Here is a 12879-nt window from a genome sequence, read left to right on the forward strand (position 1 = left end):
TGGTGCTTATCATCAGTACCTGCGAACAGACATGACGGCCTCCCCATCAGGGGACAACACGCGACGCTTCCATCAATAACAAGCCCAAGCGGAGTACCACAGATGGCGTTCTTCACCGCAGCCAGCAAAGCCGACTTCCAGCATCAACTGCAAGCGGCACTGGCGCAGCACATCAGTGAACAGGCACTGCCACAAGTGGCGCTGTTCGCTGAACAATTCTTCGGCATCATTTCCCTGGACGAGCTGACCCAGCGTCGCATGTCCGACCTGGCCGGTTGCACCCTGTCTGCCTGGCGCCTGCTTGAGCGCTTTGATCACACCCAGCCGCAAGTGCGGGTCTACAACCCCGACTACGAACGCCACGGCTGGCAGTCGACCCACACTGCGGTCGAGGTCTTGCACCATGACCTGCCGTTCCTCGTGGATTCGGTGCGCACTGAGCTGAACCGTCGCGGCTACAGCATCCATACCCTGCAAACCACCGTACTCAGCGTGCGCCGTGGCAAGAAGGGCGAGTTGCTGGAAATCCTGCCCAAGGGCACCCAGGGCGAAGACGTCCTGCAAGAATCCCTGATGTACCTGGAGATCGACCGTTGCGCCAACGCCGCCGAGCTGAACGTCCTGAGCAAGGAACTTGAGCAGGTATTGGGCGAAGTGCGCGTGGCCGTGGCTGATTTCGAGCCGATGAAAGCCAAGGTCCAGGAGCTGCTGGACAGCATCGACAACAGCCCGTTGACCATCGACGGTGAAGAAAAGGCCGAGATCAAGAGTTTCCTGGAATGGCTGGTGGGCAACCACTTCACCTTCCTCGGCTATGAAGAATTTGTGGTACGTGACGAGAAGGACGGCGGTCATCTGGAATATGACGCCAACTCCTTCCTCGGCCTGACCAAACTGCTGCGCGCCGGCCTCACCGCTGAAGACCTGCGCATCGAAGATTACGCCGTGGCCTACCTGCGCGAGCCGACCGTGTTGTCGTTCGCCAAGGCCGCGCACCCAAGCCGTGTACACCGTCCGGCTTACCCTGACTACGTGTCGATCCGCCAGATCGATGCTGATGGCAAGGTCGTCAAGGAATGCCGCTTCATGGGCCTCTACACCTCCTCGGTGTACGGCGAAAGCGTGCGGGTGATTCCTTATATCCGCCGCAAGGTCGCGGAAATCGAGCGCCGCTCGGGCTTCCAGGCCAAGGCGCACCTGGGCAAGGAGCTGGCCCAGGTGGTTGAAGTGCTGCCCCGCGACGACCTGTTCCAGACCCCGGTGGACGAGCTGTTCAGCACCGTGATGTCGATCGTGCAGATTCAGGAGCGCAACAAGATCCGCGTGTTCCTGCGCAAAGACCCGTACGGCCGTTTCTGCTACTGCCTGGCCTACGTGCCGCGCGATATCTACTCCACCGAAGTGCGCCAGAAGATCCAGCAAGTGCTGATGGATCGCCTGAAAGCCTCGGACTGCGAATTCTGGACGTTCTTCTCCGAGTCCGTACTGGCCCGTGTCCAGCTGATTCTGCGGGTCGATCCGAAGAACCGCCTGGATATCGACCCGCTGCTCCTGGAAAAAGAAGTGGTGCAGGCCTGCCGCAGCTGGCAGGACGACTACGCGAGCCTGGTGGTCGAAAGCTTCGGCGAAGCCCACGGCACCAATGTGCTGGCGGATTTCCCGAAAGGCTTCCCGGCAGGCTACCGCGAGCGCTTTGCCGCGCACTCGGCCGTGGTCGACATGCAGCACCTGTTGAACCTGACCGAAGCCAAGCCACTGGTGATGAGCTTCTACCAGCCTTTGGGCCACGTGACCGGTCAGCAGGAATTGCACTGCAAGCTGTACCACGCTGACACTCCGCTGGCGTTGTCGGATGTACTGCCGATCCTCGAGAACCTCGGCCTGCGCGTGCTCGGTGAGTTCCCGTACCGCCTGCGCCACGCCAATGGCCGCGAGTTCTGGATCCATGACTTTGCGTTCACCGCCGCCGAAGGCCTGAACCTCGATATCCAGCAGCTCAACGACACCCTGCAGGATGCGTTCGTGCACATCGTCAATGGCGATGCCGAGAACGATGCATTCAACCGCCTGGTACTGACTGCCGGCTTGCCATGGCGTGACGTGGCGCTGCTGCGTGCTTATGCCCGTTACCTGAAGCAGATCCGCCTGGGCTTCGACCTGGGTTACATCGCCAGCACCCTGAACAACCACACCGACATCGCCCGCGAGTTGACCCGGTTGTTCAAGACGCGCTTCTACCTGGCGCGCAAGCTGACTGCCGACGACTTGGAAGACAAGCAGCAGCGCCTGGAGCAAGCGATCCTCAACGCCCTGGACGATGTGCAGGTGCTTAACGAAGACCGGATCCTGCGGCGCTACCTGGACCTGATCAAGGCCACCCTGCGCACCAACTTCTACCAGGCGGATGCCAACGGCCAGAACAAGTCGTACTTCAGCTTCAAGTTCAACCCCCACGCTATTCCCGAGTTGCCCAAGCCAGTGCCGAAGTTTGAAATCTTCGTCTACTCGCCGCGGGTCGAAGGCGTGCACCTGCGCTTCGGTAACGTTGCCCGTGGCGGCCTGCGCTGGTCCGACCGTGAAGAAGACTTCCGCACCGAAGTGCTGGGCCTGGTAAAAGCCCAGCAGGTGAAGAACTCGGTGATCGTGCCGGTCGGCGCCAAGGGCGGCTTCCTGCCGCGTCGCCTGCCATTGGGCGGCAGCCGGGACGAGATCGCGGCCGAGGGCATCGCCTGCTACCGCATCTTCATTTCCGGTCTGTTGGACATTACCGACAACCTGAAAGACGGTGCCCTGGTGCCGCCGTTGAACGTGGTCCGCCACGACAACGACGACCCGTACCTGGTAGTGGCGGCCGACAAAGGCACCGCGACCTTCTCCGATATCGCCAACGGCATCGCCATCGACTACGGCTTCTGGCTGGGCGATGCGTTTGCCTCTGGTGGTTCGGCCGGTTACGACCACAAGAAAATGGGCATCACCGCCAAGGGCGCGTGGGTCGGTGTGCAGCGTCACTTCCGTGAGCGCGGCATCAATGTGCAGAAAGACAGCATTACCGTGGTCGGCGTCGGCGACATGGCCGGTGACGTGTTCGGCAACGGCTTGTTGATGTCCGACAAGCTGCAACTGGTCGCGGCCTTCAACCACCTGCATATCTTTATTGATCCAAACCCGAACCCGGAAACCAGCTTCATCGAGCGCCAGCGTATGTTTGAGCTGCCGCGTTCGGCCTGGTCGGACTACGACACCAGCATCATGTCCGAAGGCGGCGGGATCTTCTCGCGCAGCGCCAAAAGCATTGCCATCTCGCCCCAGATGAAAGAACGCTTCGACATCCAGGCCGACAAGCTGACCCCGACCGAGCTGCTGAACGCCTTGCTCAAGGCGCCGGTGGACCTGTTGTGGAACGGCGGTATCGGCACCTACGTCAAGGCCAGCACCGAAAGCCACGCCGATGTCGGCGACAAGGCCAACGACGCGCTGCGCGTCAACGGCAACGAGCTGCGCTGCAAAGTAGTGGGCGAGGGCGGTAACCTGGGCATGACCCAGCTGGGTCGCGTGGAATTCGGCCTCAATGGCGGCGGTTCCAACACCGACTTTATCGACAACGCCGGTGGTGTGGACTGCTCCGACCACGAAGTGAACATCAAGATCCTGCTCAACGAAGTGGTGCAGGCTGGCGACATGACCGACAAGCAACGCAACCAGTTGCTGGCGAGCATGACCGACGAAGTCGGCAGCCTGGTGTTGGGCAACAACTACAAGCAGACCCAGGCCCTGTCCCTGGCGGCGCGCAAAGCCTACGAGCGTGCGGCCGAGTACAAGCGTCTGATGAGCGACCTGGAAGGCCGCGGCAAGCTGGACCGCGCCATCGAGTACCTGCCGACCGAGGAGCAGCTCGTCGAGCGCGCCGCGAGCGGCAAGGGCCTGACCCGTCCGGAACTGTCGGTGCTGATTTCCTACAGCAAGATCGACCTCAAGGAAGCGCTGCTCAAGTCCCTGGTACCGGATGACGACTACCTGACCCGCGACATGGAGACCGCGTTCCCGCCGAGCCTGGTGGCCAAGTTCGGCGAGGCCATGCGTCGCCACCGCCTCAAGCGCGAGATCGTCAGCACCCAGATCGCCAACGACCTGGTCAACCACATGGGCATCACCTTCGTGCAACGCCTCAAAGAGTCGACCGGCATGAGCCCGGCGAACGTGGCGGGCGCCTATGTGATCGTGCGCGACATCTTCCACCTCCCGCACTGGTTCCGTCAGATCGAAGCCCTGGATCACCAGGTCTCGGCTGAAGTGCAACTGGCGCTGATGGACGAACTGATGCGCCTGGGCCGTCGGGCTACCCGTTGGTTCCTGCGCAGCCGTCGCAACGAGCAGGATGCCGCGCGTGACGTGGCGCACTTCGGTCCGCACCTGGCGGCGTTGGGCCTCAAGCTCGACGAACTGCTGGAAGGCCCGACCCGCGAAGGCTGGCAGAACCGTTACCAGGCCTATGTCGAAGCCGGTGTGCCTGAGCTGTTGGCGCGCATGGTTGCCGGCACCACGCACCTGTACACCTTGCTGCCGATCATCGAGGCTGCTGACGTTACCGGTCAGAGCGCTGCCGATGTGGCCAAGGCCTACTTCGCCGTGGGCAGCGCCCTGGACTTGCCGTGGTACCTGCAGCAGATCAGCGATCTGCCGGTGGGCAACAACTGGCAGGCCCAGGCCCGCGAAGCCTTCCGCGATGACGTGGACTGGCAGCAACGGGCGATCACCATCAAGGTTCTGCAAATGGCCGATGCGCCAGAAGACATGGAAGCCCGCGTGGCCCTGTGGCTTGAGCAGAACGCGAGCATGGTCGAACGCTGGCGCGCGATGATGGTGGAAATCCGGGCTGCGGTCGGCACGGACTACGCCATGTACGCGGTGGCCAACCGGGAACTGCTGGACCTGGCCATGAGTGGTCAAGCGGTGCTGTAATCGGCTGCTAGCGCGTTAAAACAAAGCCCCGTCTCGCGAGAGACGGGGCTTTTTGTTTTCACTCGATTCAATGTGGGGTGTATGCAAAATTTGCTGCCCCTGGTGCCCCTTGTGGGAGCGGGCTTGCCCGCGATAGCGGCAGTCCAGTCACTACTTCTGGCAACTGACCCACCGCCATCGCAGGCAAGCCAGCTCCCACATTTGATTTGTGGTGGTACCAACATTCTCTGCGCCAGTGAGGTCCCCTGTGGGAGCGGGCTTGCCCGCGATAGCGGCAGTCCAGTCACTACTTCTGGCAACTGATCCACCGCCATCGCAGGCAAGCCAGCTCCCACATTTGATTTGTGGTTGTACCAACATTCTCTTCGCCAGTGAGGTCCCCTGTGGGAGCGGGCTTGCCCGCGATAGCGGCTGTCCAGTCACTACTTCTGGCAACTGACCCACCGCCATCGCAGGCAAGCCAGCTCCCACATTTGATTTGTGGTGGTACCAAAATTCTCTGCCCCGCGCAGATCCCCTGTGGGAGCGGGCTTGCTCGCGAAAGCGGCAGTCCAGTCACTGTTTCTGGCAACTGATCTACCACCATCGCAGGCAAGCCAGCTCCCACATTTGATTTGTGGTTGTACCAACATTCTCTGCCCCGCGCAGATCCCCTGTGGGAGCGGGCTTGCCCGCGATAGCGACAGTCCAGTCACTGTTGCTGGCGGCTGACCCACCGCCATCGCAAGCAAGCCAGCTCCCATAGTTGAATCTCCATTGGCTTACGAGAGTTGTGCTTGCAGATGATCCAGATGTTGGGTCATCAGGCTTACGGCCGTGCCCCCATCCCTGCGCTCCAGTGCCTCGATCATCGCCGACTGCTCACGCCAGGTCCCGGCGAACGCTCCCTGCTGCGCAATGACCAGCGAGGTCAACGGCACCAGGCTATTGAGAAACTGCGCCAGTGGCCGATTCCCCGCAATGCTCGCCAGCAATAGGTGAAACTCGCCACATAGGCGGATGGCCGGGCCTTGCTGGCCCTGTTCGACGCACGCCCGTTGGCGCGCCACCAGTTCACGCAAGCGCCGCACCTGGCCGGGGCTGGCCTGTGCGCACGCCAATTGCACCACGGTCACTTCCATCAAGCGCCGCGCCTCGAGAATGTGTTGCACCTGCTGCGCATCGGGCGCCGCCACCTGGGCACGCAGGTTGGGGCGCAGGATGATCACTTGCTGCTCGGCCAGGCGCGCCAGGACCCGGCGCAGTACGCTGCGGCTGACGCCAAATTGTTCGGCCAGGCCTTCTTCGGTAAAGCGGCTGGTGGGCACGATGCGCTGTTCGAGGATGGCATCGAACAGCCGTGGGTAGAGGTCATCCACCGAGGGCCGTTTACCGGGCACCAGGCGCATGGGGGGCGGGGCGGTGACAACGTTAGTGCGTTGCAGGGCATGAGCGCTCATGGCCAGCCTCCAAAGTCAGTTGCCGAGATGGTCGTCGGGAATGTTCAGGGCGGTCCCCATGCGCTGGCCTTCGTTGAGGATATGGCGGCGCATTTCGGCGCTGGCCTGGGCGCTGTTCTTGCTGCGGATCGCGCGCACCACCGCTTCGTTTTCCTGCAGGCGCTCGGCCAGGTGTTCGGGGGAGTTGCGCAACACCTGGGCGCTTTGCTTGAGGGCGTTGCTAGTCTGCTGCACCACGTTCTGGAAGATCGGGTTGGAAGTCAGGGCGAACAGTTCTTCGTGGAAGGCGATGTAGGCGTTCATCCCCGCTTCACTGTCGTTGGCGTCCAGGGCTTCGCGCATGTCCATCAGGGTCAGGCGCAGTTGGCCGATTTCCTTGCTGGTGATGGACTGGGCCACCAGGCCGACGATAAACGGCTCCAGGGTGTAGCGCAGTTGCAGGATGTCGGCGAGGCTGGCGTCGGCCACGGCATCATGGGCTTGGGGCTCGTTGACGCTGGTTTCCAGCACGACCACACCTTTGCCGGGCATCGAGCGCACCAGGCCGAGGGTTTCCAGGACGATCACGGCTTCGCGCAGGCTCGGGCGGCTGATGCCCAATTGTTCGGCCAGTTCGCGCTGGCCGGGGAGCATTTCCCCACGCCGCCATTGGCCTCGGGCCAGGGCGGCGCGTAGTTTTTCTACGACTGAATTGACGACGGTTGAGGTGCTGATCACGCCGGGCTCCTTATGTTGCAAACACAAACGGTAAAAATGGCGACGATTAACGGTGGGAGCGAGCAAGCCTGCTCCCACATTCGATCTGCGCTAGAACTCCTGGTGAGCCGGCAACACCGGCTTCTTGGCCTGGAACGCATACCCTTGCTGCCCCTCCAGTACCTTGTTGGCCCGTTGCAGATCAATGTCCTTTTCCCAGCGGGCAATGGCCACGGTGGCCACGCAGTTGCCGATCAGGTTGGTCAGTGCACGGCCAATCCCCATAAACCAGTCCACGGCCAACACCAGCACCAGGCCCACCACCGGGATGGCGGGAATGGCGGTGAGGGTCGCGGCCAGAATCACCAGGGCTGAACCCGGTATGCCGTGGGCCCCCTTGGAGGTGATCAGCGACACCAGCAGGATGGTCAGCAGATCGGTCATCGACAACGGCGTACCGGTGGCGTTGGCGATAAACACAATGGCCAGGGTCAGGTAGATCGAGAAACCATCGAGGTTGAACGAGTAACCGGTGGGGATCACCAGGCCGACGGTGGAACTGCCGATGCCCAGGTGCTCCAGTTTACGCATGATCTGTGGCAACACTGCATCGGATGACGCGGTGCCCATCACGATCAGCAGCTCTTCGCGCAGGTATTTGAGCAGCGGCAGCATGCGCAGGCCCGACAGGCGCATCACCGCGCCCAGGATCAGCGCGACAAACGCGATGCAGGTCAGGTAGAACAGGCCCACCAGGCTGCCCAGGTGCTGCAGCGAATCCAGGCCATAGGTGCTGGTGGTAAAGGCGATGGCGCCGAATACGCCGATGGGCGCCAGGCGCACGATCATGCCCATGATGCGGAAGATCACATGGCTCAGTTCGTTGATCAGTCGTGAAATGCCCGACGCCGCTTCCCCCACCAGGTTCAGCGCACTGCCGAACAGCACCGAGAACAACAGCACTTGCAGTACGTTGTTGTCGGCAAAGGCGCCGATCACCGAGTTGGGGATCAGGTCCATCAGGAACTGACTAGTGCCCTTGATATGTTGGCCACGATCCGCCAATTCATTGAGGCCGGCGGAAGACAGCTGTTCCAGATGGATATTGGCCCCGCTACCGATCCCGGTACTGAAGGCCAGCACCAGGCCCAGTACCAGGGCGATGGTGGTGAGGATTTCGAAATAGATCACCGACTTGAGGCCGATGCGCCCGACTTTTTTCAGGTCGCCAGCACCGGAAATGCCGCTGACCACCACGCAGAACACGATCAGGCCGATCAGCATCTTGATCAGCTTGATAAAGCCGTCACCCAGGGGTTTGAGTTGTGAGGAGAATTCGGGAAGGGCCAAGCCGCACGCGATGCCGAGCATCAGGCCTATGACGACTTGCAGGAAAATCGAACGCGAGCACCATCTGAGCATGGGAAGGATCTCTATTCGGTGCCCTGGTGGGTCCAGGGCTTAATTGTTGTGGTCTTACCGGTAAGTCCAGTGCGCGGCCAGTCTACGCTCGGTTTTTTGTAAACTACAAGGGGGTGAGGGGGTGTTTAGGTTGTCCGGTCTTACCAGTTGCTCGGTAACCGTGATGCTTGAGCGGTTGGCGGTCTGGAAAATTTTTCGCTTATTATCCCCGGCTTGGCTGCTGAGGTGATGCATGGACAAGCCTGGACTGACAACCGATGAAACGGGACTGACCCGTTGTGCATGGCGAACGGCCGCTGCCGAGTACCCCGATTACCACGATCACGAATGGGGTGTACCGGTTGCCGATGATAGGGCGCTGTACGAGAAAATCTGCCTGGAAGGCTTCCAGGCCGGCATGGCGTGGATCACCATCCTGCGCAAGCGCGAGCATTTTCGCCGGGCGTTCGAGGGTTTTGATTTCCGCCGGGTGGCGCAGTACACCGAGCAGGATATCCAGCGCTTGATGGCCGACCCCGGCATTGTGCGTAACCGGGCGAAAATCCTCTCGACCCTCAACAATGCGCGCAGGGCCTGTGAGCTGGTAGATGAATACGGCTCGCTGGCGGCCTGGTTGTGGGCATTCGAGCCGGCGGCCGACGAGCGCCCGGCGGTGGTGGACATGGCCTATTGGACGGGCAACCCGACGTCGCCGGCGTCGGTACGCTTGTCCAAGGCCTTGAAGAAGCGCGGCTGGACATTCGTCGGGCCGACGACGATGTATGCATTCATGCAGGCGATGGGGATGGTCAATGACCACCTGGAAGGCTGCGCCTGTCGGCAGCCGATTGAAGACCTGCGCCGCCAGTTCCGGCGCCCCTGAATCCTGAACTGGCAGGAGCTCCTTACTCCTCAGCCAATCTGCAACAGGATATCGCGCACCTTGTCCAGGGACGGGTCGATATCCAGGGTCTCGATGGCGCCGAAGCCGAAGATCAAGCCGCTACGCACCGGCGCCTGATGGAAAAACACGTCCAGTGGATACAGGCCGACTTCCACCTGGCGCGCCCGCTCGATCAGCAGGGGGATGTTCACGGGCACTTTGCACAGTGCGGCCAAGTGGAACCCGGCCACGCTGGGTACGGCTTCGAACCAGGGCGACAGGTCGCCGGCCAGACGGCTGAGGATGCGTTCGCGGCGGGTGGTGTAGACCGCGTGACAACGCCGGATGTGCTTGAGCAGATAGCCTTCGCTGATGAACTTGGCCAGGGCCCATTGCGGCAGTGTCGAGCTGTGCTGGTCGCTCAGTTGCTTGGCCTTGAGTACCGCGCCGCGGATGGCCGGTGGCAGCACCGTGTAGCCTAGGCGCAGCTCTGGGAGCAGGGTCTTGGAGAAGGTTCCGACATAGGCGACGATGCCTCGTGTATCCATGCTTTGCAGGGCGTCGGCGGGGCGGCCTTCGTAGCGGAACTCACTGTCGTAGTCGTCCTCGATGACAATTGCGCCCAGCGCCAGCGCCCGTTTCAGCAGCGCTTCGCGGCGCGGCAGGCTCATGGGGATACCCAATGGAAACTGGTGGGACGGGGTGACGTAGATCAGTCGGGTGCCTTCGGGAATCAACTCGACCTGGATCCCTTGCGCGTCCAGCGGCACGCCGGCCACCGTGGCGCCCATGGCTTCGAAAAGCAGGCGCGCCGGGGCGTAGCCGGGGTCTTCCATGGCGACGATGCTGCCCGGTTCCAGCACCACGCGGGCGATCAGGTCCAGTGCCTGCTGGGCACCGTTGCACACCACAATGTCGTCGTCGCGGCAGTTGACCCCACGGGAAAAGGCGATATGCCCGGCAATCGCATTGCGCAAGGCCGGCAAGCCCTCGGGCTGGCCGTAGAAACCACTGTTTTTGGCAATGCGGCGCAGAGCGTCCTGGGTGCAACGTCGCCATTCGTCCTGGGGGAACAGGCTGCGGGTGGTGGCGCCACCGATGAACTCGCAGCGCAACGTGCTTTCGCGTGTCGGATGGCGCATGGGCGAGGGCAGGGCCTGCCACTTGGCCAGGTTGGCGGCGCAGGCCAGGTCGGCCGCACTTTGCAGGCCCTTTGGCCGCAGCGCATGGGGGGTGACGAAGGTGCCACGGCCGATCTTGCCGATCAGCAGGCCTTCGTAGGTCAGGGTGGTGTAGGTGTCGGACACGGTCTTGCGCGACACCCCCAACTGCTCGGCCAGCAAGCGGCTGGGGGGCAACTGCGCGCCAGCGGCCAGGCGTCCTGATTCAATCGCGTCGCGCAGTTGCTGGTAAAGCTGTTCGGCCAGGTCCTTGCGGCCCTGGATGACGACGTGCAGTTCCATGTTTCATTCCGAGGCGGCCAATTCTGCCAAGGTTACTCGTATGTACAGGCCGCGCCGATCAAAAATGTGGGAACGGGCTTGCTCGCGAAAGCAGTGGGTCAGTCAACATCAATGTTTGCTGGGCCGACGTCTTCGCGAGCAAGCCCGCTCCCACACAAGCGTGGGTCAGGAGAGGAAGCCACCGTCCACATTCAGCGAAACGCCCGTGGTGTAGGTCGAGGCATCGCTGGCCAGGTACAGCACCGCGCCGGCCATTTCGCTGGGGTCGGCCACGCGCTTGAGTGGGATCTGGGCCAGGGCCATGTTCAGGATCGACTCGTTCTTCACCAGGGCCGAGGCAAACTTGGTGTCGGTCAGGCCCGGCAGCAGGGCGTTGCAGCGGATGCCGAACGGCGCACATTCCTTGGCAAACACCTTGGTCATATTGATCACGGCGGCCTTGGTCACCGAGTAGATGCCCTGGAAGTGCCCCGGGGAAATGCCGTTGATTGAGGCCACGTTGATGATGCTGCCGCCACCGTTGTCACGCATCAGCTTGCCGGCTTCCACTGACATGAAGAAGTAGCCACGGATGTTCACGTCGACGGTTTTCTGGAACGCGCCGAGGTCGGTGTCCAGCACGTTGCAGAACTGGGGGTTGGTCGCGGCGTTGTTGACCAGGATGTCCAGGCGCCCGAACTGCTGGCGAATGCCCGCAAACACCTCGCTGATCTGCTCCATCTCGCCGATGTGGCAGGCAATGGCCGTGGCCTTGCCGCCGGCGGCGATGATTGCATCGGCCACGTGCTGGCAGCCGTCGATCTTGCGGCTCGAGACAATCACGTGGGCACCTTGCTGGGCCAGCAGCTTGGCGATGGCCTCACCAATGCCACGGCTGGCCCCGGAAACAAACGCGATCTTGCCATCGAGGTCGAACAGATGAGTCTTGGACATGGTGGTTCCTTGTCGGGTCAGAGGGTGGATTTGTGGATGACGTTCAGGCTCATCTGTTCCAGCAGCGTGTTCATGTGGATGAACTGCGCGAAACGTTTGTCCTGGGTCTGGCCATGGAAGAAGCGGTAGTAGATCTGCTGCACGATGCCGGCCAGACGGAACAGGCCGTAGGTGTAGTAGAAGTCGAAATTGTCGATCTGGATGCCGGAGCGCTCGGCGTAGTAATCGACAAACTGGCGGCGGGTCAGCATGCCGGGGGCGTTGCTCGGTTGGCGGCGCATCAGTTGCACGGGCGCCGGGTCGGCGGCTTCGATCCAGTAGGCGAGGCTGTTGCCCAGGTCCATCAGCGGGTCGCCCAGGGTGGTCAGCTCCCAATCCAGCACGCCAATGATTTGCATCGGGTTGTTGGGGTCGAGGATCACATTGTCGAAGCGATAGTCGTTGTGCACGATGCTCGAGGTCGGATGATCGGCGGGCATCTTGTCGTTGAGCCAGGCACGCACGGCTTCCCATTTCGGGGCGTCGGGGGTCAGGGCTTTTTCGTAGCGCTCGCTCCAGCCGCGAATCTGGCGTTGCACATAACCTTCAGGCTTGCCCAGGTCGGCCAGGCCGCACGCGCTGTAGTCGACCTGGTGCAGTTCGACGAACTTATCGATAAAGCTCTTGCACAAGGCTTCGGTGCGCGCCGCGTCCAGGCCCAGCTCCGGCGGCAGGTCCGAGCGCAGGATGATGCCCTTGACCCGTTCCATCACGTAAAACTCGGCGCCGATCACCGATTCGTCGGTGCAGTGCACGTAGGCTTTGGGGCAATAGGGGAAGCCATCCTTGAGCTGGTTGAGGATGCGGAACTCACGGCCCATGTCATGGGCCGACTTGGCCTTGTGGCCAAACGGCGGGCGGCGCAGGACGAATTCCTGTTCGGGGTATTCCAGCAGGTAGGTCAGGTTGGAGGCGCCGCCCGGAAACTGGCTGATTCTGGCGCTGCCACTCAGGCCTGGGATATGGGCCTTGAGGTAGGGGTCGATGAGGCTGGCATCCAGTTCTTCGCCTGGGCGAATCTGGGTGGATTGGTCATTGAGCGCCATGCTTATCCCTTTTGCTT

The 12879-nt window shown here is 61.9% G+C and carries 8 protein-coding genes; 2 read left to right on the forward strand and 6 right to left on the reverse strand.

Going from position 1 to position 12879, the window contains the following annotated elements; translation table 11 throughout:
- Positions 1-102 precede the first annotated feature (102 nt).
- Positions 103-4962 carry an NAD-glutamate dehydrogenase gene (locus HBR94_RS14835; protein ID WP_057959829.1) on the forward strand — a complete coding sequence of 1620 codons (4860 nt, stop codon included), beginning with the start codon at positions 103-105 and terminating at the stop codon, positions 4960-4962.
- 761 nt (positions 4963-5723) lie between these two features.
- On the opposite strand, the gene HBR94_RS14840 is transcribed toward HBR94_RS14835, so the two are convergent.
- The 3 genes from HBR94_RS14840 to HBR94_RS14850 form a co-directional block, all read right to left on the reverse strand.
- Positions 5724-6401, reverse strand: a complete 678-nt coding sequence (locus HBR94_RS14840; RefSeq protein WP_057959826.1) for a GntR family transcriptional regulator — start codon at positions 6399-6401, stop codon at positions 5724-5726.
- A gap of 15 nt (positions 6402-6416) precedes the next feature.
- Positions 6417-7118, reverse strand: a complete 702-nt coding sequence (locus HBR94_RS14845; RefSeq protein ID WP_057439669.1) for a FadR/GntR family transcriptional regulator — start codon at positions 7116-7118, stop codon at positions 6417-6419.
- Between the two features lie 90 nt (positions 7119-7208).
- Entirely contained in the window at positions 7209-8534 is a 1326-nt protein-coding gene (locus tag HBR94_RS14850; RefSeq protein ID WP_169961414.1) for a C4-dicarboxylate transporter DctA, read from the reverse strand.
- 217 nt (positions 8535-8751) lie between these two features.
- Here HBR94_RS14850 and HBR94_RS14855 point away from each other — a divergent pair, with 217 nt between their 5' ends.
- On the forward strand, positions 8752-9381 hold the full coding sequence (locus tag HBR94_RS14855) for a DNA-3-methyladenine glycosylase I (RefSeq protein WP_170045072.1): 630 nt from the start codon (positions 8752-8754) through the stop codon (positions 9379-9381).
- 29 nt (positions 9382-9410) lie between these two features.
- On the opposite strand, the gene HBR94_RS14860 is transcribed toward HBR94_RS14855, so the two are convergent.
- The 3 genes from HBR94_RS14860 to HBR94_RS14870 form a co-directional block, all read right to left on the reverse strand.
- On the reverse strand, positions 9411-10844 hold the full coding sequence (locus HBR94_RS14860) for a PLP-dependent aminotransferase family protein (protein WP_170045073.1): 1434 nt from the start codon (positions 10842-10844) through the stop codon (positions 9411-9413).
- Positions 10845-11009: 165 nt separating this feature from the next.
- Positions 11010-11777, reverse strand: coding sequence for an SDR family oxidoreductase (locus HBR94_RS14865; protein WP_057439666.1), 768 nt, complete (start codon positions 11775-11777; stop codon positions 11010-11012).
- Between the two features lie 17 nt (positions 11778-11794).
- A complete protein-coding gene (locus HBR94_RS14870) occupies positions 11795-12862 on the reverse strand; it encodes a phosphotransferase family protein (protein ID WP_057444053.1) in 1068 nt (355 codons plus the stop codon).
- Between the last annotated feature and the right edge of the window lie 17 nt (positions 12863-12879).

It is taken from the genome of Pseudomonas sp. WS 5412, from assembly GCF_012985615.1.
GTDB classification, from domain to species: Bacteria; Pseudomonadota; Gammaproteobacteria; order Pseudomonadales; family Pseudomonadaceae; genus Aquipseudomonas; species Aquipseudomonas shahriarae.

What these genes read in the sequence shown, in the direction of transcription:
- HBR94_RS14870 (WP_057444053.1), bottom strand. Translation starts at nt 12,862, where the DNA reads ATGGCGCTCAATGACCAATCCACCCAGATTCGCCCAGGCGAAGAACTG.
- HBR94_RS14835 (WP_057959829.1), top strand. Translation starts at nt 103, where the DNA reads ATGGCGTTCTTCACCGCAGCCAGCAAAGCCGACTTCCAGCATCAACTG.
- HBR94_RS14840 (WP_057959826.1), bottom strand. Translation starts at nt 6,401, where the DNA reads ATGAGCGCTCATGCCCTGCAACGCACTAACGTTGTCACCGCCCCGCCC.
- HBR94_RS14860 (WP_170045073.1), bottom strand. Translation starts at nt 10,844, where the DNA reads ATGGAACTGCACGTCGTCATCCAGGGCCGCAAGGACCTGGCCGAACAG.
- HBR94_RS14855 (WP_170045072.1), top strand. Translation starts at nt 8,752, where the DNA reads ATGGACAAGCCTGGACTGACAACCGATGAAACGGGACTGACCCGTTGT.
- HBR94_RS14865 (WP_057439666.1), bottom strand. Translation starts at nt 11,777, where the DNA reads ATGTCCAAGACTCATCTGTTCGACCTCGATGGCAAGATCGCGTTTGTT.